This window comes from uncultured Microbacterium sp., assembly GCF_937927635.1.
Classification (GTDB): domain Bacteria; phylum Actinomycetota; class Actinomycetes; order Actinomycetales; family Microbacteriaceae; genus Microbacterium.
Genome location: NZ_CALBRW010000003.1, coordinates 66,905 through 87,808, shown reverse-complemented (window position 1 = coordinate 87,808; position 20,904 = coordinate 66,905). Strand labels below are relative to the sequence as shown.

Below are 20,904 nucleotides of genomic sequence, written 5' to 3'. Positions count from 1 at the left end.
TCAGTACGCGAAGGCGAGCACGTCGTCGCGGTGGTCGGGGTTGTCGGCATCGTCGGCGGATGCCGGGGATGCGAGCTCGGGCATGGACGACGCCACGCCGCCGCGCACGTACTTGACCATCAGGAACAGCTCGATGACGAGCATGATCCCGTACACGACGCTCAGCGTGATGACCGAGAACAGCAGCTCCCCGACGGTGACGCCAGGCGAGACGGCCGCTGCGGTGAACATGTACACCCCGTCGACGCCGGTGGGGTTCGGCGCCACGACGAAGGGCTGGCGACCCAGCTCGGTGAAGATCCACCCGGCGATGTTCGCGGCGAACGGCGCGACGATTCCCAGCAGCGCGAGCCGCATGATCCACTTCGAACTCGGCACGGTGCCCTTGCGAGTCAGCCACAGCGCCACCGCGCCACCGAGGGCGACCACGCCACCGAGACCGATCATCAGCCGGAAGCCCCAGTACGTGACCCACATCACCGGCACGTACTTCACGTCGGTCCCGGCCATGTCGCCGTAGATCGCCTTGTTCGGGATGGTCTTGCCGTACTGGTCGACGTAGTGCGTCTCCAGATCGCGAATGCCGGGCATGTCGGCACCCCACTTCCCGGTGCCCAGGAATCCCAGCGCGCCGGGGATCTTGATGAGCGTCACCACGTCGGCACAGTCCGTGGATCCGGGGTCGCCGAGCGAGAGCACCGAGAAGTCCGAGCCGGTGTGGCAGGCGGCCTCGGCCGCGGCCATCTTCATGGGCTGCTGCTCGTACATGAGTTTGCCCTGCACATCACCCGAGATCACCGTGCCGGCGAAGGCGACGATGGCGACGACCGCGCCCAGGCGCAGCGACCACAGCCAGACGCCGTGATCCGTGCGGTCGCGGCCGGGTGCGGCATCCGCCTGTCCGACGACGACATGGCCGGTCTCGTCGACGGTGTCGATGCCGTCGTGACGACGGCGCCACAGGTGGTACCACGAGATGCCGAGCAGGAACATGCCGGCGACGACGAGCGCGCCGAGGATGGTGTGCGTGTATGCGGCCAGTGCGGTGTTGTTGGTGAGCACTGCCCAGATGTCGTTCATGACCGGGCGCCCGTCCGGACCCTTCACGACGCCCACCGGATGCTGCATCCACGAGTTCGCGGTGATGATGAAGAACGCCGAGATCCACGAGCCGATCACCGCGCACCACAGCGCCGCGAGGTGCAGGCCCTTGCGCAGCCGTCCCCAGCCGAAGATCCAGATGCCGAGGAAGGTGGACTCGACGAAGAACGCCAGCAGCCCCTCCATGGCCAGCGGTGCGCCGAAGACATCGCCGACGAAGCGGGAGTACTCGCTCCATGCCATGCCGAACTGGAACTCCTGCACGAGTCCGGTGGCCACGCCGATGATGAAGTTGATCAGATAGACCTTGCCCCAGAACTTCGTCATGCGCAGGAACTTCTCGTCACCCGTGCGCACCCAGCGCGTCTGCATGATGGCGACCATCATTCCCAGGCCCAGCGTGAGCGGGACCATGAGGAAGTGGTAGACGGTCACGATGCCGAACTGCCATCGCGCGATGTCGAGCACGTCCATGCGGTTCTCCTCCTCAGGCCGGATGCCGCATCCGGTCGACTCTCGAATTCTACGTCACGTAGAACTACTTCGACACACAATAGAACACTTTCTACGTGGGGTAGAATCATCGTGACGAGGGAGGCCCGATGGCAGCGCTGGGAGAGCTGGAGCGCGCGGTGATGGATGCGCTCTGGGATGCCGACGGCGCGCTGAGCGCCTACGACGTGCAGAGCCGTCTCGGGGCCGACGGCAGGCCCCTCGCCGTCACGACGCTGCTCACGGTGCTGTCGCGGCTGGAGAAGAAGGGCTTCGTGTCCTCCGACCGCTCCGTGCGCCCGCACCACTACACGGCGACCTCGTCCCGGGCCGAGCACGTGGCCGAACTCATGCACACCGTGCTGGGCGACGCCGCCGACCGCACCGCCGTGCTCGAGCGGTTCGTCGGCGGGGTCTCCGCCGAGGATGCCGCGATCCTGCGGCAGCTGCTCGGCCACTCCGGCTGATCTCATGCTTCTGGTCGCGATGGATGCCGCGCCGGCCGGCGCCCTGGTGATCCCGCACGGCGTGATCATCGCCGGGGCGGTGGTGCTCGGCGTCGTCGCGTTAGCCCTGGCCTGGCCCGTGCCCGTCGCGCTGTCGCGCGCGACGTGGCCGATGCGCGCCCCGGTGATGGCCCTGCTGCTGTGGCAGGTGATCGGGCTGGCGGGCGGGCTGTCGATGATCGGCGCGCTCGCGCTGGCCGGATATGCTGCCCTGCCGCAGCATCCGTGGTTCGCGCCGATCGCGGCGGTGCTGTTCGCGGCGTATCTGCTGGGCCATCTCGCGGTCACGATCGTGCAGGTGACCCGACTGCGGCACCGCCACCTCGCCCTCCTGGAGATGCTCACCTCACCGCATCCCACCCGCGCTCATACGCGGGTGATCGACGATGCCGTGCCGATGGCGTACTGCCTGCCGCGCGGCGCCCGATCTGTGACGGTGCTCTCGCAGGGCCTGCTGGACCGCCTGGATCCCGACGAGCTGGTCGCCGTCATCGCTCACGAGCGCGCGCACGTCGAGCAGCGGCACGACCTGCTGCTGCTGGCGTTCCGCGCCTGGCGCTCGGCACTGCCGTGGTTCCCGATCGCCGCACGCGCGGAGGTCGAGGTCGCCGCCCTGGTCGAGATGCTCGCCGACGACCACGCCCGCCGCGAGGTGCGCGACGAGGTGCTGGCGCGAGCGATCCTGCAGGTGGGCGCCAGCGGCGTGCCCGGCGCCGATCAGCCGGTGTCGGGCTCGATGCGGGTCAGCGACAGGTTCCGCCGACTCGCCCGCTGAGTCACCGTGCGGGCGCGTTGCCACACGGATCCGGTTCCAGCCCGCGCGGCACTTCTCGACCCGCGCGGCAGTTCTCGACCTCGACCGTCCCCCGCGCGGCAGTTCTCGACCAACGCTGTGCGTATCTGCGCAGCGTTGGTCGAGAAGAGCCGCGCGAAGCACGATGCCGTGCGCGCGTGAGGCCCGCACGAGAGTCAGCGCAGTGCGGGCTCCGGGTCGCGGATGCCGTCGGGCAGCTGCACGATCACGTCGTCATCCCGCCGACCGACCTGGCGGTGCGTGACCAGCACGACGATCCGCTCGGATGCCGCCGAACGCACGTCGGCCATCATCGCGGCGGCGGTCGGCTCATCCAGGTGCGCGGTGGGCTCGTCGAGCAGGATCACGTCGGCGCGAGTGAGGAGAGCGCGGGCCACCGCCAGTCGCTGACGTTCCCCGCCGGAGAGCGCTGAGCCGCCCGCGCCCACGCGCGTGTCGAGCCCGCCGGCAAGGGAGTCCAGCAGTCCGCCGAGCCCCGCGCGCTGCAGCGCTCGCCGCATCGCCTCCTCATCGGGGGCGTCATCGTGCGACCGCGCCAGTGCGAGGTTGCCCCGCAGCGTGGAGTCGAACACGTACGCGTCCTGCGGGCACCAGGCCACCCGATCGCGCCAGGCGCGCTCGTCGAGCTCGGTCAGAGCGGTGCCGTCGGCTCGCACAGCACCGGATGCCAGCGGAAGAGCCCCCATGATGGCCGAGAGCAGCGTGGACTTGCCCGAGCCGGAGGGCCCGTCGAGCACCAGCCAGCGGCCGCGGGGGACCATGCCGGAGACACCCTCGACCGCAGGCCCGGGAGTGCTCGGATACCGCACCGAGACGTCGTCGAGGGCGAGTTCGTGCGTGGCATCCGGATGTCCACTCCCCCAACTCGCAGACAGCGCGGGCTGCAGGATCAGGTCGAGCCTGCGCAGCAGTTCGCGTAGCGCCGGCATCCGCTGGGTCGATGCCACGAGGTCCGACAGCGGCTCGAGCACGGCAAGGGCGAGCAGTGCGACGATGGATGCGGATGCCGCGGATCCCTGTGCCGTGAGCAGCGGTGCCAGCACGGCCAGCAGGGTCGTCGCGGCGGTGATCACCGCCGCGCCCAGGCCCGCAGACCAGGCGGCGCGTCTCTCGGCGTCTGCGAGCCGGTCTGCATGGGCGTCGAGCTGACGCAGCGCCGGCTCCGTCACGCCATTGCCGCGCAGATCGTCGGCGGCGGCTGCCAGCGCCGAGGTGCCGCGGATGATCGCCGAGCGCGCGGCGACGCGAGCGGCACCGGCGCCCCGCTCACCGCGGATGGCGAGCACGACCGCCAGGATCACTGCGGCGATCAGCATCGTCGCCACGAGAGGCGCGAGGTGCGGGGCGACGGATGCCGTGGTCACGATCGTCCCCGCGATCACGAGGATCCTCGCGCCGATCGGCGGCACGATGCGCGGGAGCTGATCGCGCAGGTCGTCGGCCAGCGTGACGAGGTAGTCCAGCGGCGCCCCGCCCTCCAGCAGCCGCCGCGAACCCGCGCCGCGCGCGGCGATGGCGCGCCACAGTCGCAGGCGCAGGGCATCCGTCACCTGGAATGCGGCACGGTGCGTGACCAGGCGCTCGGCGTAACGGGCCACCGCACGGCCGATGCCGAACGCGCGCACTCCGACGATGGCCACCAGCAGGTACATGATGTGCTCCTCCACGCTGGCGCGCACGATCAGCCAGCCGGAGACGGCCGTGAGCGCCGCGGCGAGACCCGCGGCGAGCGCGCCGAGTGCGATGGACCCCGCCCACAGGCGGGCGTGCGGGCGCAGCAGCGCGAACAGCGTGAGATGTCCTGGTCGCAAGGCGGAGTGCGCCGCCCCGGATGCCGGGTCCTCCCCTGCCTGGTGCGGCGGTTCGATCCCCGCCGCCGTCGGTGCGCCAGTGACCTCATCGACGTCCGCCTCCCGCCCGGCGCCTGAGGCCACGGCGGGTGCGATGACGATGCGCCACTCGGCGAGAGCCAGCGTCTCCGGCTCGTGGGTGGCCAGCACGACCATGCACGAACGACTGCGGCGCAGCACCGCATCCCGCACGAGACCTGCCGCGACGGGGTCGAGGTGCGCCGTGGGCTCGTCCAGTACGAGCAGCCGGGCGCCGGCGTCCACCCCCGCCAGTGCGCGAGCGACGGACAGCCGGCGCAGCTCGCCGGGACTCAGCTCGGCGACGGCGGCATCCGCCAGCGCGCCGAGGCCGAGCTCGTCGAGCGCCGCAGGTCCCGCACCGTACAGCGCGAGTTCCTCCCGGGGCGTGGCGGCGAACGCGCGCGGCGCCTGCGGCGCCCAGGCCACGGCATCCGGATCCACACCGTGGATCTCGCCGGTGATCTCGGCGTCCTGCGGAAGGACGCCGGCGAGTGCCGCCAGCAGAGTCGACTTGCCGGCGCCGCTGGGCCCGGTGACGGCCGTGATCCCCTGCACGTCCGCATCCAGGCCGGTCAGCGTCGCGGCATCCCGCCCGGCATAGCGGATCGAGAGCCGCCGGATGCGGACAGCCCCTCCGTCTCGGCGGACGTCGCGGGCATTCTGCTGCCCCAACAGCGCATTCGCGCGATCGAGGGCGGAGAGCCCGTCCTGCGACGCGTGGAACGCGGAGCCGACGTCGCGCAGCGCCTGGAAGCACTCCGGCGCGAGGATCAGCGCGACCAGGGCGGGTTCCAGAGTCATCGACCGATCCAGCAGGCGGATGCCGAGCACGACCGCCACGACGGCGACGGAGAGCGTGGCGATCAGCTCGAGCGCCAGCGAGGAGAGGAACGCCCAGCGCAGGGTTTCCTGGGTGCGCTGCCGGTAACGGGTCTGGATGCCGTCCAGCGCACGGGTCTGCTCCTCGACGCGGCCGAGCCCGACCAGCACGGGGAGTCCGCGGGCGAGCTCCGTGAGATGGTCGGCGAGTCGGGTGAGGGCGCTGAGCGCTGCGTCGGTGCGCTGCTGGGTGTGCTTGCCGATGAGGATCATGAACAGGGGCACCAGGGGCACGGTGAGCACGATGATCAGCGCGCTCAGCCAGTCGGCACCGAGGATGCGGATGCCGACGATGAGCGGCACGACGGCCGCGCCGACCAGCGCGGGCAGCGTCTGCACGTAGTAGTCGTCGAGGTCGTCGAGCCCGTCTGCCGCCAGCACCGCGGTGCCGCCGCTGCTCTCGCCGCCCCGTGCGATGCGTCGCCAGATCCGGCCGCGCAGGTCGAGCTTGACGGTCGTGGCGACGCGCCGCGCGACCACCGACGTCGCCCATTCGCCGCCCACGCGCAGCAGCATGCCGAGGATGCCGCAGAGCAGGATCACCGCGGTGCTGGTCGTGTCGTGCCCGGTGAGCGCGACGATGCCACGAGCGACGGCCTCGGCGATGAGCACGAGGCCGACAGCGCGGGATGCCGCGAGTGCGCCCAGCGCGTAGACCGCGCCCTTCGGCACCGGTCCGAACTCCGGCCGGCGGAACCCCGGCGCCTGCGCCGCCCGCTCGGCCTCGATCACCCAGGGGTCGTTGCGAATCGTGCTCACCCGCTAATTCTACGTCGCGTAGAAGAGGATTCGGTCCGTGCGCTTCGCGGAGCATGCCACAGCATCCGCCGAGTTCGCGCGGCAGTTTTCGAGCAGCGCGGCGCAAATATCCGCAGCGTCGATTGAGAACTGCCGCGCGAGAATCCGAACGGGTCGAGAACTGCAGCTCGAAGCGAGAACTGCCGCGCGAGCAGTCGCGCGACGGGGCTCAGCCTTGAATGACCGCGGGCTCCTTCACGGGCTCCGGGAACATGGCAGTGAGCAGATTCCCGACCCACTCGATGAGGTCAGATTCCGTGGGCATCGGCACCACCAGCGCCTCTCCCCCGCCGACCAGCTTCGCCTTCGGGTACAGGCGCTGAAGACGCACCTTCATGGAATCCGCGAGGCGCGCGGGTGCGACCCGCAGGTTCGAGCCCATCGCCACGACATCCGTCAGACCCGCACGCGCGGCACGGCGGCGCAGCCGCGCGACGGTCACCAGGGTCTGCACCTCCTCGGGCAGTGCGCCGTAGCGGTCGACGAGCTCCTCGGCGACCAGGTCGATCGCGTCATCGGCCGCACCGGCGCCGGCCGCGGATGACAGCTTCTGATACGCCTCCAGCCGCAGCCGCTCACTGTCGATGTAGTGCTCGGGAATCCTGGCATCCACCGGCAGCTCCAGCCGCAGCTCGACATCCGAGGTGGTGTCCTCACCGCGGAACGTGGCGACGGCCTCGCCGATCATGCGCAGGTACAGGTCGAAGCCGACGCCGGCGATGTGCCCGGCCTGCTCGGCACCCAGCAGGTTGCCGGCACCGCGCAGCTCGAGGTCCTTCAGCGCCACCTGCATTCCCGAACCCAGCTCGTTGTTCACGGCGATGGTCTGCAGCCGATCGGCGGCCGTCTCCGAGAGCGGCTTGGCGTCGTCGTACAGGAAGTACGCGTACGCGCGCTCGCGCCCGCGGCCCACGCGTCCGCGCAGCTGGTGCAGCTGCGACAGACCGTACTTGTCGGCCCTGTCGATGATGATCGTGTTGGCGTTGGAGATGTCCAGGCCCGTCTCGATGATGGTCGTCGAGACCAGCACGTCGTACTTGCGCTCCCAGAAGTCGTCGACGACCTGCTCCAGCTGGTGCTCGCCCATCTTGCCGTGCGCGACGGCGATGCGCGCCTCGGGCACCAGCTCCGCCAGCTCGGACGCCACCCGCTGGATGGACTGCACACGGTTGTGCACGAAGAACACCTGGCCCTCGCGCAGGATCTCGCGGCGGATCGCCGCGGCGATCTGCTTGTCGCTGCGGGGTCCGACGAAGGAGAGGATCGGATGCCGGTCCTCCGGCGGCGTCTGCAGGGTGGACATCTCGCGGATGCCGGTGACCGCCATCTCCAGCGTGCGCGGGATGGGCGTCGCGCTCATGGCGAGGATGTCGACGTTGGTCTTCATCTTCTTCAGCGCGTCCTTGTGCTCCACGCCGAAGCGCTGCTCCTCGTCGATGATCATCAGACCCAGGTCCTTGAAGATCACCTGATCGGTGAGGATGCGGTGCGTGCCGATGACCATGTCGACCGATCCGTCGACGAGCCCCTGCAGGGTGAGCCGGGCCTCTTTGTCGGTCTGGAAGCGCGAGAGCGGACGCACCTTCACGGGGAAGCCGGCGAAGCGCTCGGTGAAGGTCTCCATGTGCTGCTTGACCAGCAGAGTGGTCGGCACGAGCATGGCGACCTGCTTGCCCTCCTGGATGGCCTTGAACGCGGCCCGCACGGCCACTTCGGTCTTGCCGAAGCCGACATCTCCCGACAGCAGCCGGTCCATCGGGATCGGCCGTTCCATGTCGGCCTTGATCTCGTCGATGGTCTGCAGCTGGTCGTGCGTCTCGGCGAACGGGAACGCCTCCTCCAGCTCGCGCTGCCAGGGGGTGTCCGGCCCGAACGCGTACCCCTTCGAGTTCACGCGTGCGGAGTACAGCTTGACCAGCTCGACGGCGATGTCACGCACGGCCTTGCGGGCCTTGCCCTTGGCTGCCGACCAGTCGCTGCCGCCCATCTTCGACAGCGCGGGCGCCTCGCCGCCGACATACTTCGACAACAGGTCCAGCTGGTCGGTGGGTACGTACAGCTTGTCGCCCGGGTACCCGCGCTTGGACGGCGCGTACTCGAGCACCAGGTACTCGCGCGTCGACTTGACGGCGTGCCGGCCGCCGGAGGACACCTCGCGCTTGGTCATCTCCACGAACCGGCCGATGCCGTGCGTGATGTGCACGACGTAGTCGCCCTGCTTCAGCTGCAGCGGATCGACGACGTTGCGCCGGCGCGAGGCCAGCTTCTTGACGACCCGCTGGTCGCCGCCGATGGTGCGGCCGTAGAACTCGCTGTCGGTGAGCACCGCCAGCTTCGCCTCGGGCACCTGGAAGCCGGACTCCACGGCTCCGACCACAAGCGTCGCGACACCGGCATCCGGAGCCTCGGCGAGATCCTCGAGCACTCTGGCCGCCATGCCGCGGTCGCTGAGCACATCACGTGCGCGCTCGACCAGCCCCTGCCCGGAGGCGACGACGACCACGCGCCAGCCCTCGCCCAGGCGAGCCTGCACGAAGGAGACGGCGCCGTCGACGTTCCCGTGGAACGACGGGATGATCGACGAGTCCAGGTTCGCGGCATCCGCGTCATCCGTGGCGAACGCACTCAATCGCCACCACACGCCGTCGCGCCCGCGGACGATCTCACGCAGCCGGGCGATGGAGATGAAGTCGCCTGCGTCGAGGTCGATGGGCGCGGAGGCGCCCGAGGTCGCGGCGCTCCACGCGGCTTCCAGGAACTCCCGGTTGGTCTCGCCGAGGTTCTGCGCGCGGGCGCTCGCGCGCTCCGGGTCGACGATGGCCGTGGCCGAACCCTCCGGCAGGTACTCGGCCAGGGTCACCAGCGGACCCGCGACAGCAGGCAGCAGCGACTCCATGCCCTCGACCGGGATGCCCTCGGCCATCTTCTCCAGCATCCCGGAGATGGCGGGGAACGCGCTCACGAGCGCAGCGGCGCGCTCGCGCACCTCGGCGGTCAGCAGCAGCTCGCGGCTGGCGGGCAGCTCGACCGAGGCGACATCGCCCGGCAGCGAGCGCTGGTCGGCCACCGAGAAGGCCCGGATCTGATCGACCTCGTCACCGAAGAACTCCACCCGCGCAGGATGATCGGACGTCGGCGGGAAGACGTCCAGGATGCCGCCGCGCACGGCGAACTCACCACGGCGGGACACCATGTCGACGCGGGAGTACGCGCGCTCGACGAGCTGCTCCACGGCATCCTCGAGCTCGATCCCTCGACCGCCGAGCCGCAGTTCGAGAGGTGCGGCGTCACCCAGGTTCGCGGCCACCGGCTGCAGCGCCGCCCGGACCGAGGCCACCACGATCAGCGGCGTGGAGCCGTCCCAGGTGGTGATGCGGCGCAGCGTGGCCAGGCGCCGCCCGACGGTGTCGGGGCTGGGGCTCAGGCGCTCGTGCGGCAGCGTCTCCCAGGCGGGGAAGGTGAGGATCTCGGCATCCGCCAGGTAGGTGCCCAGCGCCGCCGCCACGGACTCGGCCCGGCGGCCGGTCGGGGTGACGACCAGAGCGGATGCCGGGTGGCCCGCCTGTGCGCGCTTGGTCAGCAGCCCGGCGATGACCGGGGCGTCGAGCCCGTCGACCACCGAGATCTCGCCATCGGTCTGCGCCCAGGTGAGGGCATCGCGGTACAGGTTCGCCTCTTCCAAGGCGCGCAGAATCCCCGGAACAGTCACCGGAAAAGTCTAATCGGCCGCACCGACATCCGGCTCCGGCGGGCGGCGTCGGGCGGCCCGGAATCCTTCCACGGCCAGCAGGGCGAGAGCTGCGGCCAGGATGCCGTAGGCCACGGCATCCGCTCCCTGCATCCGCTCCCCCAGGACGAACGCCACCGCGACCAGCAGCACGGGCTCCACATAGCTGAGCAGTCCGAACACCGGCATGGACAGCATGCTGGATGCCGCGAGATACAGGATCATGCCGAAACCGCCCAGCAGGCCGACCGCGGCGAGACCCATGAGCTCCGGCACCGGCAGCGGGCCGGGAACCGCGGTGACCAGAGCGACGACGGCGACCGGCGACATGAGCGCCAGTTCCATGCCGAACACCAGCGGGCCGTCCAGTCCGAAGCGCTGCCGCACGACGAAATACACCGCATACGGGATGCAGATGGCGATCGTCACCCACGACAGCTGTGGGGTCGCCGCGATCTTCACCACGACGGCCACCACCGCCAGCGCCACGACCGCCCACTGCATCCGGCTGACATGCGCGTGCAGGATGAAGCGCCCGCCCAGCACCAGGGTGATGGGCAGCAGCAGGTAGCCCAGCGACGCGTCCAGGCCGTGCCCGTGCATGGGCGCCCACATGAACAGCCACAGCTCGAAGCCGACGATGCTCGCCAGCAGCAGGGCGAGCAGCGGCATCCACCAGCGGGTGCGCAGCCTGCGGAACAGCACGCGAAGCTCGTCGCGGGATGCCGGAATCCACAGCGCCAGCAGATACAGCCCCAGCGTGACGAACACGCGCCAGGCCCAGACGACTTCGGCGGAGGAGCTCAACTGCGCGGTCAGGTAGAAGATGCTCGCGAACAGGGCGGATGCCAGCAGCGAGACCCCCACGCCACGGGGCGATGAGCGCTGCGTCGTCATGGCCGTCCTCCCAGGGCTCGCGGCGGAACGGCCGTGTGTGACATACTACCGGCCCGCCGACCGTCTGATGCCGCTGCTCGGCCCATGGCCCGTGACGGATCACGGATGCCGACGAACACTCGCCGCGTGTCGAGCCCCGCCGGGCGCGAGACACGCCAGGCGCGCATCGGAGCATCAGTGATCCGGCACCGCCCGTCTAGCGTGGACGGATGCAACCCGTCATCCTGCGCACCGACCGCCTCGTCCTCTCGATCCCGACCGAGGCCGACGTCGACGCGATCACCGCCGCCTGCCAGGACCCGGAGGTGTCGCGCTGGACGACGGTGCCGAGCCCGTACTCCCGGTCGGATGCCGAGGACTTCATCGGTCTGGTGGACTCGTGGTGGGCCGACGGGGTGGAGACCGTGTGGGCCATCCGCCGCGACGGCGTCCTGGCGGGCATGATCGGTCTGCACAGGATCACGCAGCATCCGCACGGCGGCGAGGCCGAGATCGGCTACTGGGGCACCGCTGCGCACCGCGGTCAGGGCGTGATGGGCGAAGCCGCCCGTGCGGTGGTGGACTACGCCTTCGGCGAGCTGAAGCTGGTTCGCCTGACCTGGCGGGCTGTGGTGGGCAACATCCCCTCCGCCCGCACCGCCCGAGGACTCGGCTTCCGCTACGAGGGGATGCTGCGCCAGGGCCTCGCCGGTCCGCGCGGCCGCGACGACGGCTGGATCGCAGGACTGCTGGCCACGGATGACCGCACGCCCGTGGAGTGGCCGGTGCTCTGATGTCCTGTCGCATGTCGGTGCCGGATGCCAGGATGGCAGCATGCCCGAGATGCCGGAGGTGCAGGGGCTCGTCGACTTCCTCGGCGAGCGCGCCGTGGGGCACGCGATCACCCGCACGAGCGTGGGCGAGATCGCGGCGCTGAAGACGTTCGATCCGCCGCACACCGCGCTTGCGGGTGCGGAGATCACCGCGACAGCCAGGCACGGCAAGTTCCTCGACCTGGTCTGCGGTGACGATCTGCATCTGGTGTTCCACCTGGCCAAGGCCGGCTGGCTGCGCTGGTACGACGCCCTGCCGACCACGCTCATCAAGCCGGGCAGAAGCCCCATCGCACTGCGCGTGGCACTGGACGACGGCAGCGGGTTCGACCTCACCGAGGCCGGCACCAAGAAGTCCCTGGCCGTGTACGTCGTGCGCGATCCCCAGGAGGTCCCCGGCATCGCACGGCTCGGCCCCGACCCGCTGGATCCTGCGTTCACGCGCGACGCGTTCGCAGCATTGCTCGCGGGCAGGCGGATGCAGATCAAGGGCCTGCTGCGCGATCAGGGCCTGATCGCCGGCATCGGCAACGCCTACAGCGACGAGATCCTGCACGTGGCGAGGATGTCGCCGTACGCGCCGGCGGGCAACCTGGACGACACCGAGATCGACCGGCTCTACGAGGCCATGCAGTCCACCCTGCGCGAGGCGATCCGGGTCGCGTCCGGCAAGCCGCCGGCGCAGCTGAAGGATGCCAAGCGAGCGGGATTCCGCGTGCACGCCCGCCGCGGCGAGGCCTGCCCGATGTGCGGCGACACCGTGCGCAGCGTGTTCTTCGCCGACCGCAGTCTGGAGTACTGCCCCACTTGCCAGACCGGCGGGAAGATCCTCGCCGACCGCCGGCTGTCGCGGCTGCTGAAGTGAAATATGACGGGGAATGAATCCGCGGATGCCACGTTGAGTAGACTCAGAGCATCAACGTGCTCCGGGGTCGGTGAGAATCCGAACCGGCGGTGACAGTCCGCGAACGCCTGGTCACAGGCGCCGATCTGGTGGAATTCCAGGACCGACGGTGATGCGAACTCAGGTTCGCTAGTCCGGAGGAGAGGCAGCACGGGCGACGCGTTCGTGCGTGGAGCCTGCCCCGGAGATCCAGAAGAGGACGACGGATGGCATCCACGCAGGCGGAACGCGACGCGATGACCCGCGCGCTGGCACTGGCCGCGAACGGCCCGCGCAGCACGAACCCGCAGGTCGGCGCCGTCATCCTCTCCGCCTCCGGCGAGATCCTCGCCGAGGGCTGGCACCGCGGCGCGGGCACCCCGCACGCCGAGGTCGACGCGCTCTCAAAGCTCACGCCCGGCGCCGCCACGGGTGCCACGGCCGTCGTGACCCTGGAGCCCTGCAACCACACCGGCCGCACCGGTCCGTGCTCGCAGGCCCTCATCGACGCCGGCATCGGCCGCGTGGTCTACGCGATGGACGACCCCAACCCGCGCGCGTCGGGTGGCGCCGACCGGATGCGCACCGCCGGCGTCGACGTCGAATCAGGTGAGCAGGCGGATGCTGCGGAAGCCCTCATCCATGACTGGATCACCGCGCAGCGCCTGGGCCGCCCGCACGTCACCGTGAAGTGGGCGCAGAGCCTGGACGGCCGCGCCGCGGCATCCGACGGCACCAGCCAGTGGATCACCGGACCTACCGCCCGCGCCGACGTGCACCGCCGCCGCGCGGCATCCGACGCCATCGTCGTCGGCACCGGAACCGTCCTCGCCGACGACCCGTCACTCACCGCCCGAGACGGCGACGCCCTGTACGAGCACCAGCCCGTCCCCGTCGTGATCGGGTCGCGCCAGACGCCTGCGGATGCCGCCTTGCGCAGCCACCCTCACGCACCGCTGTTCTACGACACGCACGACCTGATCTCCGTGCTCGAGGACCTGCGCACCCGCGGCATCCAGCGTGTGTTCGTGGAGGGCGGCCCGACCCTGGCCAGCGCGTTCCTCGCCGCCGGCCTGGCCGACACCGTGCTGGTGTACCTCGCCCCGGTGCTGCTGGGTGGGGAGCGCCTCGCGCTCACGGACATCGGCGTGCCGACCATCGCGGCCGCACGCCGCCTGATCATCGACGAATGGCTGCCCCTGGGCGACGACCTGCTGGCCGTCGCCCACCCGGCGGCCGGCGAGAACTCGGAAGAAGGAGACTGATGTTCACCGGAATCATCGAGGAAGTCGGCGAGATCGCCGGAATCGCGCCGTCCGGCGACGGCTGGCGGCTCACGGTGCGCGCGCCGGGTGCCGCAGCGGATGCCGTGCACGGCGAGTCCATCGCCGTCAGCGGAGTGTGCCTGACCGTGGTCGGCTCCACCCCGGACACGTTCGACGCGGATGTCATGAAGCAGACCCTCGACGTGTCGGCGCTGGGCGCGCTGAGCGTCGGGTCGCGCGTGAACATCGAGAAGGCCATGCCGGTCGGCGCCCGACTGGGCGGCCACATCGTGCAGGGGCACGTCGACGGCACCGGCAGCGTGCTCGAGGTGCGCCCGGGCGACCAGTGGCGCGTGCTGCGCATCTCACTCCCCGCCGATCTCGCACCGCTCGTGGTCGACAAGGGCTCCATCAGCGTGGCGGGGACGTCGCTGACCGTGAGCGCCGTCAGCGACGCCACCGAGACGGATGCCTGGTTCGAGGTCTCCCTCATCCCCGAGACCCTCGAGGCCACCATCCTCGGCGCGCTGACCCCCGGCGACGTCGTCAACCTCGAGACCGACATACTCGCCCGCCACGTGGAGCGCCTGCTGGCGTTCCGCACTGCCCCGGAAACCGCCCAGGAAGGAGGCTCGCGATGAGCCTTTCCACCATCGAAGAGGCCCTCGACGCGCTGCGCGCCGGCAAGCCGGTGATCGTCGCCGACGACGAGAATCGCGAGAACGAGGGCGACATCATCATCTCCGCCGAGCTGGCCACCCCCGAGGTCATGGCGCGCATGGTGCGCTGGACGTCCGGCCTGATCTGCGCGCCGATGCCCGCCGACCTCGCCGACCGCCTGAACCTGCCGCCCATGGTCGCCAGCAACGAGGACGCCCGTTCGACGGCCTACACCGTCAGCGTCGACGCCGCCGAGGGCGTGACGACCGGCATCAGCGCCCACGACCGCTCGCACACGCTGAACACCCTGGCGAACCCGGACTCCACCGCGAAGAGCATCATCCGGCCCGGTCACATCCTGCCGCTGCGCGCGGTGGACGGCGGCGTGCGCGAGCGCGGCGGACATACCGAGGCCGCCGTGGAGCTCATGCGCCTGGCGGGCCTGCGTCCGGTCGGCGCGATCGCCGAGGTCGTGGCCGAGGACGGCAGCATGATGCGCCTGCCCGAGCTGCAGGAGCTGGGCGCTCGCGAGGGCATGCCGGTGATCACCATCGCGCAGCTGATCGTGCACCTGAACGAGACCGATCCCCGCGACGAGGTCGACTGCCGCGCGACGAAGACCGGCCGCCGGGTGAGCCTGCGCGCCGACGCCACGGTTCCGACCTCGCACGGCACGTTCCGGTTCCTGGCCTACAAGGATCGCGTCACCGGCACCGACCACATCGCCGTCGTCTCCGGCACCCCGGGCGAGACCGCGCTCGTGCGGGTGCACTCCGAGTGCCTGACCGGCGAGGCCTTCGGCTCGCAGAAGTGCGAGTGCGGCCCGCAGCTGCAGGCGGCCCTGGACCGCATCGATGCGGAGGGCGGCGTGGTCATCTACATGCGCGGCCACGAGGGCCGCGGCATCGGCCTGATCAACAAGCTGCGCGCCTACCACCTGCAGGAGGACGGCCTGGACACCGTCGACGCGAACCTCGCGCTCGGCTTCCCGGCGGATGCCCGCGACTACGCGGCCGCGGCAGGCATCCTCAGCGACCTGGGCATCTCCAAGGTGCGTCTGCTGACCAACAACACCGACAAGGTCGCGCAGCTGCGCGAGCTGGGCCTGGATGTCGTCGAGCAGGTGCCCCTGATCGTCGGCGTCGGCCCGAACAACCACCAGTATCTCGAGACCAAGCGCGACCGCATGGGCCACATCATCGGCGAAGCCGAGCTGGCCGCTGCGCTCGCCCACGGAAAGGACGACGCATGAGCGGCGCCGGAGCCCCCACCACCTCCCCTGTCGACGGGACCGGCCTGCGGGTCGTCGTCATCGCCGGCACCTGGCACGAGGTCATCACGAACGGCCTGATCGCCGGCGCGCAGCGCGTGCTGGAGGCATCCGGCGCCGAGCACACGCTGGTGCGCGTGCCGGGGTCGTTCGAGCTGGCGGTGGCCGCGCAGGCGGCTTTCGCCGGCGGAGCGGATGCCGTGGTCGCGCTCGGCGTGATCGTCCGAGGCGGCACGCCGCACTTCGAGTACATCTCCGCCGCGACCACCGACGGACTCACCCGCGTGGCGCTGGATGCCGGCCGTCCGGTGGGCTTCGGCGTGCTCACCCTCGAGGACGAGCAGCAGGGGCTGGACCGTGCGGGCCTCGCCGACTCACAGGAGGACAAGGGCGCGGAGGCCGCAGAGGCCGCTCTGCGCACGGCACGCGTGATCGCCCAGCTGCGGGGCTGACGCAGAGGTGCTGTGAAGCGCCCAGGCTCAGTGCACGACCATGAGCACGACGACCACGAGCAGCAGCAGGCTCGTGATGCCGCTGAACGCGGCGACCGCACCATAGGCGGCGGGCTTGGCGCCCGCGGCCGCGTCCTCGACCTGGTCGGCGGCCTTGCGCATCTGCGGCACGACGACGAAGGTGCTCAGCACGAACGCGATCACGTAGGCGATGGTCGAGATCAGCACCCACGGCGTGCCCATGCTGATCTTCCACATGCCGGCGACGCCGAATCCGAGCAGGAAGGTGAGCAGCGACAGCCAGGAGAAGATCGCTGTCGACTTCGCAAGGCTGCGCACCGCGGAGGCATTGCCGGAGCGCAGTGTGCGCAGGCCGGTCATCGGGATGATGGCCATCGGACCGACGATGAAGACGGCGGTCAGGACGTGCAGGAGGATCATGACGGTACCCATGCCTAGAGCCTACTCAGACGCTCGGGAGCGGTGAGTGCCCAGAGGAGCACGTGAGTGTCGAGCAGGAACCGCACTGTCAGGACTCCCAGGCTGAGAGCTCGTCGTCCGGAAGCGCATCGAAGAACGAGTCGGGCACGTCATACGGCACGAACCCCAGTTCACGCTGATCGGATGTCTGAAGCGGAACCAGACGCGCAACCGGTCGATCACCGCGCGCGATCATCACTTCTTCGCCGGCTTCGACGTCGTGCAGCAGAGAGGACAGATGCGTCTTCGCATACTGCACCTTCACCGTCTTCATACGGTCAGGGTAAGCACCAGACCAACGTTGGTCAACCAGGTAGGTCATCTGCTTCTGCACTGCCTCGAGAACATGCATCCATGCTCCCCGATCAGGTGCGGCTTCGGAGGCGATCCGCCGCGCTGTGGATAACCCGATCAATCGCGAGCGAGGAACCTCTCGATCGCGGCGATCGTCGTCGCATTGTCGCGGTGCAGGATGCCCCGGATGCCGATGGCCGCGGCGCCGTCAGTGGACTCCTGATGGTCATCGATGAACAGCACGTCGGCGGGATCGGCATCCAGCCGGCGCAGCGTGGCGAGGTATGCCTGAGGATCGGGCTTGCTCACGCCCTGTTCGTGGCTGTAGCAGATCGGGTCGAAGATCTTCGAGAAGCCGTAGCGCCGCGCCTCCTCCTCGCGGGCGCCGTCGGCGGAGTTCGACAGGATGGCCAGACCGACTCGGCTCTTCAGCGACCGCGCGTAGTCGATGAGCTCGGTGTTGCCCGTGCCGCAGTAGGCGTCCCAGAAGTCGGCGCGCATGGCGGCGCGATCGGCATCCGTCCATCATGCCTGATCCGGAATATCGTCAACCCTGCTTGACTTCTGCCCTTCGTCAACTTATATTGACGACATGTCCGTTCACACCGCCCTCTCCGTCGATCCCGAAGGCGAGCCGATCGCCGAGCTGCATCGACTCACCGGTATCCGGCGCGAACTGGCGCGCGCCGAAGAGGCGCAGGTGCGCCGCGCCCGCCTGGCCGGCTACTCCTGGCAGGCCATCGCCAGCGCCCTCGGTGTCAGCAAGCAGGCCGCGCACAAGAGATTCGGGAAGGCGTGAGCTAGGGGACGATGACCTCGCAATAGCGCTCGGCGGTCTTCGCGAGCCTGCTGTCGTGCGTCACAAGCGGCGCACCGAGTGCTTCCGCCAGCGCGACATAGCCCGCGTCGTAGGCGGAGATGTCGTGCCGCATGGCCCAGACCCGCGGCAGAAGGTCTCGAACCGGATGGCGCTCGATGATCAGCGCCATGAAGACGTCGAGAGACTCCCTCGCCACATGCGGTGGGGTCTCGTCGCGCAGCGCCATCCGACGCAGCACGGAGAGCACCTCGAGATCCAGGCCCGCATGCGCATGGAGATCGCCGTCCAGAGTCCACTCGAGTTCGCCGCGAACGAGTTCGACGACCGTGGAAGCATCAAGAACCAGATCGGGCATCCCGTATCCTCCGATCCAGTTCGGCATCCCGTTCAGCACGCACCTCATGGAGAGTCTCCACGATCTCCTCCCTGGTCGTCGTGGTCCCCTCAGCGATCCGCCTCGCGCGCGCAGCCGCCAGGATCTCCGCATTGCTGCGGTATCTGACTAGCTTCTCCAACTCGCGGGCCACGTAGTCCGACAGCGACATCCGCTCCGCGGCAGCGCGCTCCTTGAGACGCGCGTGCACCTCATCGGGGAGGTTCCTCACTTGCAGCATGCGAGACACGCTCCCATGGTCGCATGCGCTGCACATGCGCTCAAGAGCTATCTGTGGACAACTTCCTCGGAGTTCGCGAATGGGGAGATGCATAGGCGACCCAGAGACAATGGAGCGCCCCCGAATCCGAAGAAGGTTCCCCATGCCCCGTACGGCGACAGCACGCCGACGCGGGCGCGGCGCGCAGCAGGACGGTCCGCGCGCCACGTTCCGCCAGCTCCTCCCCTTCCTGTTCGAGCACAAGAAGGTGCTCGCGCTCGTCGCGGTGCTCAGCATCGTCGGCGCCGCCGCCTCGCTCGCCCAGCCGCTGCTGGTGGGGCAGGTCATCTCGCAGGTGCAGAAGGGCCGGGCGCTCGGTGCGCTGGTCTGGCTGCTGGTCGCCCTGGTGATCGTGGCCTCCGTCATCTCCGGCTACCAGCACTACCTGCTGCAGCGCACGGGCACGGCCGTGGTCTACTCCAGCCGCCGACAGCTCATCGCCCGTATCCTGCACCTGCCCATCAGCGAGTTCGACGCGCGTCGCACCGGCGACCTCGTCTCCCGCGTCGGAACCGACACCACCCTGCTGTACGCGGTGCTCACGCAGGGTCTTGCGGATGCCGTCGGCGGCGCGATCCTGTTCGTCGGCGCCCTCATCGCCATGCTCATCATCGACCCGCTGCTCCTGCTGTTGATCGTGCTGGTGATCGGCGGGTCGGTCGTCGCGGTCGTGCTGCTCTCCGGACGCATCCGCACGGCATCCGCCGCGCAGCAGCAGAAGGTCGGCGAGCTCGCCAGCGGCATCGAACGGGGCATCTCCAGCATCCGCACGGTGCGCGCGTCGGGCGCGACCGAGCGCGAGACGGATGCTGTGGATTCCCTCGCCGGCGAGGCCTACGGACTGGGCGTGCGCATCGCGAAGATCTCATCGATGGTCGTGCCTGTGGCGGGCATCGCACTGCAGGTCTCCCTGCTGGTGGTGCTGGGCGTGGGCGGCTTCCGCGTGGCATCCGGTGCCCTCAGCATCGCCTCGCTGGTGACGTTCATCATGTTCCTGTTCATGCTCGTGATGCCCCTCGGGCAGGCATTCGGCGCCATCACGTCGGTCAACCAGGCGCTGGGCGCGCTGGGCCGCATCCAGGAGATCCTGGACCTGCCCACCGAGACCCAGCACGACGACGCGGATGCCGCCACCACGGCGGCTCCCGTCGTCGGCGCCCCCGCCATCGAGTTCCGCGAGGTGCGGTTCCGATATCCGGATGCCGTGATCGCGGCCCGCGAGGCGGCGGCGAAGGAGGCGCAGTCGCTGTTGGTCGACGCGCACCTGGAGCGCGCGGCATCCGACTCGCCTGCCCCGGCCGATGCCTCGCCGACCGAGGACGACCGGGATGTGCTCAAGGGCGTCTCGTTCGCCGTGCCGCGCGGCTCACGCGTCGCACTGGTCGGCCCCTCCGGCGCCGGCAAGAGCACGATCCTCTCGCTGATCGAGCGCTTCTACGACCCCACCGCCGGGTCCATCCGACTGGCCGGCCACGACGTGCGCGCGTATCCGCGGGAGCAGCTGCGCGCCCAGTTCGGCTACGTCGAGCAGGACGCCCCGACCCTGGCGGGCACGCTTGCCGAGAACCTGCGACTGGCGGCCCCGGATGCCACCGACGCCGACTGCGAGCGCGTGCTGCGCTCGGTGAACCTCGGCGACGTGCTGGAGCGCAGCCCGCTGGGACTCGAGGCCCCGGTCGGTGAGGACGGCGTGATGCTCTCCGGCGGTGAGCGCCAGCGGCTGGCCATCGCCCGCGCCCTGCTGACCGAGGCCCCCATCCTGCTGCTGGACGAGTCGACCTCATCGCTGGACGGCGTGAACGAGCAGCGCATGCGCGAGGCCATCGACGCGGCCGCCGAGGATCGCACGCTGCTCGTCATCGCGCACAGGCTCTCGACCGTGGTCGACAGCGACGTCATCGTCGTGCTGCAGGATGGCCGGGTGATCGGCCAGGGCATGCACTCCGAGCTCGTGCAGTCCACGCCGCTGTACCGCGACCTGGCGAAGCACCAGCTGCTGGTCTGAGGCGATCGCGGTTCCCCGAACCGGCACGACCGCCGAGCAGAGCCGGTGGCCGCTCAGCCGGCCTGATCCCGCGGGTCCCAGATGGCTGGCTTCCACAGCATGAGGCCGCCATTCCGGCCCCGCGAGAGCAGCAGCCCTACGCCCGGGAGTGTCGCGGGTGCCATATCGCTGGCTCCGGGGGTGCGAGGGAGCCTTATGAGACCCGCGAGCAGAGCCCTGGTCACG

At 70.0% G+C, this 20,904-nt stretch carries 19 protein-coding genes; 10 read left to right on the top strand and 9 right to left on the bottom strand.

The window, feature by feature from the left end; all coding sequences use genetic code 11:
- Positions 1-1,575: a cytochrome ubiquinol oxidase subunit I gene (locus Q0568_RS00710; RefSeq protein ID WP_298860617.1), complete on the bottom strand. Its 1,575-nt coding sequence runs from the start codon at positions 1,573-1,575 to the stop codon at positions 1-3.
- A 128-nt stretch (positions 1,576-1,703) separates the two neighbouring features.
- On the opposite strand from Q0568_RS00710, the gene Q0568_RS00705 reads away from it, so the two are divergent.
- Both Q0568_RS00705 and Q0568_RS00700 read left to right on the top strand, forming a co-directional pair.
- Positions 1,704-2,060 carry a BlaI/MecI/CopY family transcriptional regulator gene (locus Q0568_RS00705; RefSeq protein ID WP_298860614.1) on the top strand — a complete coding sequence of 119 codons (357 nt, stop codon included), beginning with the start codon at positions 1,704-1,706 and terminating at the stop codon, positions 2,058-2,060.
- A 4-nt stretch (positions 2,061-2,064) separates the two neighbouring features.
- Positions 2,065-2,874: a M56 family metallopeptidase gene (locus Q0568_RS00700; protein ID WP_298860608.1), complete on the top strand. Its 810-nt coding sequence runs from the start codon at positions 2,065-2,067 to the stop codon at positions 2,872-2,874.
- A 194-nt stretch (positions 2,875-3,068) separates the two neighbouring features.
- Here Q0568_RS00700 and cydC read toward each other — a convergent pair whose 3' ends face one another.
- From cydC to Q0568_RS00685, 3 genes are all read right to left on the bottom strand, one after another.
- Positions 3,069-6,422 carry a thiol reductant ABC exporter subunit CydC gene (gene cydC / locus Q0568_RS00695; protein ID WP_298860605.1) on the bottom strand — a complete coding sequence of 1,118 codons (3,354 nt, stop codon included), beginning with the start codon at positions 6,420-6,422 and terminating at the stop codon, positions 3,069-3,071.
- A 208-nt stretch (positions 6,423-6,630) separates the two neighbouring features.
- Positions 6,631-10,170, bottom strand: coding sequence for a transcription-repair coupling factor (gene mfd / locus Q0568_RS00690; protein ID WP_298860602.1), 3,540 nt, complete (start codon positions 10,168-10,170; stop codon positions 6,631-6,633).
- Positions 10,171-10,179: 9 nt separating this feature from the next.
- Entirely contained in the window at positions 10,180-11,085 is a 906-nt protein-coding gene (locus Q0568_RS00685; protein ID WP_298860599.1) for a permease, read from the bottom strand.
- Between the two features lie 209 nt (positions 11,086-11,294).
- On the opposite strand from Q0568_RS00685, the gene Q0568_RS00680 reads away from it, so the two are divergent.
- The 6 genes from Q0568_RS00680 (at position 11,295) to ribH (ending at position 16,427) form a co-directional block, all read left to right on the top strand.
- Positions 11,295-11,858: a GNAT family protein gene (locus Q0568_RS00680; RefSeq protein ID WP_298860597.1), complete on the top strand. Its 564-nt coding sequence runs from the start codon at positions 11,295-11,297 to the stop codon at positions 11,856-11,858.
- A 40-nt stretch (positions 11,859-11,898) separates the two neighbouring features.
- Positions 11,899-12,762, top strand: coding sequence for a DNA-formamidopyrimidine glycosylase family protein (locus Q0568_RS00675; protein ID WP_298860594.1), 864 nt, complete (start codon positions 11,899-11,901; stop codon positions 12,760-12,762).
- Positions 12,763-13,007: 245 nt separating this feature from the next.
- On the top strand, positions 13,008-14,045 hold the full coding sequence (gene ribD / locus Q0568_RS00670; RefSeq protein WP_298860591.1) for a bifunctional diaminohydroxyphosphoribosylaminopyrimidine deaminase/5-amino-6-(5-phosphoribosylamino)uracil reductase RibD: 1,038 nt from the start codon (positions 13,008-13,010) through the stop codon (positions 14,043-14,045).
- Positions 14,045-14,686: a riboflavin synthase gene (locus Q0568_RS00665; protein WP_298860588.1), complete on the top strand. Its 642-nt coding sequence runs from the start codon at positions 14,045-14,047 to the stop codon at positions 14,684-14,686. The genes ribD and Q0568_RS00665 overlap by 1 nt, the downstream gene beginning before the upstream one ends.
- The gene (gene ribA / locus Q0568_RS00660) at positions 14,683-15,957 is read left to right on the top strand and encodes a GTP cyclohydrolase II (protein WP_298860585.1); all 1,275 of its coding nucleotides are present in this window, start codon (positions 14,683-14,685) and stop codon (positions 15,955-15,957) included. The genes Q0568_RS00665 and ribA overlap by 4 nt, the downstream gene beginning before the upstream one ends.
- Positions 15,954-16,427, top strand: coding sequence for a 6,7-dimethyl-8-ribityllumazine synthase (gene ribH, locus Q0568_RS00655; protein ID WP_298860582.1), 474 nt, complete (start codon positions 15,954-15,956; stop codon positions 16,425-16,427). The genes ribA and ribH overlap by 4 nt, the downstream gene beginning before the upstream one ends.
- A 27-nt stretch (positions 16,428-16,454) precedes the next feature.
- Here ribH and Q0568_RS00650 read toward each other — a convergent pair whose 3' ends face one another.
- The 3 genes from Q0568_RS00650 to Q0568_RS00640 form a co-directional block, all read right to left on the bottom strand.
- A complete protein-coding gene (locus Q0568_RS00650; RefSeq protein ID WP_298860580.1) occupies positions 16,455-16,880 on the bottom strand; it encodes a DUF2269 family protein in 426 nt (141 codons plus the stop codon).
- Between the two features lie 76 nt (positions 16,881-16,956).
- Complete coding sequence (locus Q0568_RS00645) at positions 16,957-17,259, bottom strand: type II toxin-antitoxin system Phd/YefM family antitoxin (RefSeq protein WP_298860577.1); 303 nt, start codon at positions 17,257-17,259, stop codon at positions 16,957-16,959.
- Between the two features lie 59 nt (positions 17,260-17,318).
- Positions 17,319-17,702, bottom strand: coding sequence for an HAD-IA family hydrolase (locus Q0568_RS00640; RefSeq protein ID WP_298860574.1), 384 nt, complete (start codon positions 17,700-17,702; stop codon positions 17,319-17,321).
- 91 nt (positions 17,703-17,793) lie between these two features.
- Here Q0568_RS00640 and Q0568_RS00635 point away from each other — a divergent pair, with 91 nt between their 5' ends.
- Positions 17,794-18,000 (top strand): AsnC family protein, encoded by a 207-nt coding sequence (locus Q0568_RS00635; protein ID WP_298860571.1) that lies wholly within the window; start codon positions 17,794-17,796, stop codon positions 17,998-18,000.
- Position 18,001: 1 nt separating this feature from the next.
- Here the strand turns inward: Q0568_RS00635 and Q0568_RS00630 are convergent, their stop codons facing one another.
- Both Q0568_RS00630 and Q0568_RS00625 read right to left on the bottom strand, forming a co-directional pair.
- A complete protein-coding gene (locus Q0568_RS00630) occupies positions 18,002-18,376 on the bottom strand; it encodes a type II toxin-antitoxin system VapC family toxin (RefSeq protein WP_298860567.1) in 375 nt (124 codons plus the stop codon).
- Positions 18,357-18,635, bottom strand: a complete 279-nt coding sequence (locus Q0568_RS00625; protein WP_298860564.1) for a hypothetical protein — start codon at positions 18,633-18,635, stop codon at positions 18,357-18,359. Before Q0568_RS00625 ends, Q0568_RS00630 begins: the two co-directional genes overlap by 20 nt.
- Before the next feature lie 142 nt (positions 18,636-18,777).
- On the opposite strand from Q0568_RS00625, the gene Q0568_RS00620 reads away from it, so the two are divergent.
- Positions 18,778-20,679 (top strand): ABC transporter ATP-binding protein, encoded by a 1,902-nt coding sequence (locus Q0568_RS00620; RefSeq protein ID WP_298860563.1) that lies wholly within the window; start codon positions 18,778-18,780, stop codon positions 20,677-20,679.
- Positions 20,680-20,904 lie beyond the last annotated feature (225 nt).

Bases quoted from the DNA above. Each gene is read 5' to 3' on its own strand.
- Q0568_RS00710 (WP_298860617.1), bottom strand. From the start codon at position 1,575: ATGGACGTGCTCGACATCGCGCGATGGCAGTTCGGCATCGTGACCGTC.
- Q0568_RS00705 (WP_298860614.1), top strand. From the start codon at position 1,704: ATGGCAGCGCTGGGAGAGCTGGAGCGCGCGGTGATGGATGCGCTCTGG.
- Q0568_RS00700 (WP_298860608.1), top strand. From the start codon at position 2,065: ATGCTTCTGGTCGCGATGGATGCCGCGCCGGCCGGCGCCCTGGTGATC.
- Q0568_RS00685 (WP_298860599.1), bottom strand. From the start codon at position 11,085: ATGACGACGCAGCGCTCATCGCCCCGTGGCGTGGGGGTCTCGCTGCTG.
- Q0568_RS00680 (WP_298860597.1), top strand. From the start codon at position 11,295: ATGCAACCCGTCATCCTGCGCACCGACCGCCTCGTCCTCTCGATCCCG.
- Q0568_RS00675 (WP_298860594.1), top strand. From the start codon at position 11,899: ATGCCCGAGATGCCGGAGGTGCAGGGGCTCGTCGACTTCCTCGGCGAG.
- ribD (WP_298860591.1), top strand. From the start codon at position 13,008: ATGGCATCCACGCAGGCGGAACGCGACGCGATGACCCGCGCGCTGGCA.
- Q0568_RS00665 (WP_298860588.1), top strand. From the start codon at position 14,045: ATGTTCACCGGAATCATCGAGGAAGTCGGCGAGATCGCCGGAATCGCG.
- ribA (WP_298860585.1), top strand. From the start codon at position 14,683: ATGAGCCTTTCCACCATCGAAGAGGCCCTCGACGCGCTGCGCGCCGGC.
- ribH (WP_298860582.1), top strand. From the start codon at position 15,954: ATGAGCGGCGCCGGAGCCCCCACCACCTCCCCTGTCGACGGGACCGGC.
- Q0568_RS00650 (WP_298860580.1), bottom strand. From the start codon at position 16,880: ATGGGTACCGTCATGATCCTCCTGCACGTCCTGACCGCCGTCTTCATC.
- Q0568_RS00645 (WP_298860577.1), bottom strand. From the start codon at position 17,259: ATGCATGTTCTCGAGGCAGTGCAGAAGCAGATGACCTACCTGGTTGAC.
- Q0568_RS00640 (WP_298860574.1), bottom strand. From the start codon at position 17,702: ATGCGCGCCGACTTCTGGGACGCCTACTGCGGCACGGGCAACACCGAG.
- Q0568_RS00635 (WP_298860571.1), top strand. From the start codon at position 17,794: ATGTCCGTTCACACCGCCCTCTCCGTCGATCCCGAAGGCGAGCCGATC.
- Q0568_RS00630 (WP_298860567.1), bottom strand. From the start codon at position 18,376: ATGCCCGATCTGGTTCTTGATGCTTCCACGGTCGTCGAACTCGTTCGC.
- Q0568_RS00625 (WP_298860564.1), bottom strand. From the start codon at position 18,635: ATGCTGCAAGTGAGGAACCTCCCCGATGAGGTGCACGCGCGTCTCAAG.
- Q0568_RS00620 (WP_298860563.1), top strand. From the start codon at position 18,778: ATGCCCCGTACGGCGACAGCACGCCGACGCGGGCGCGGCGCGCAGCAG.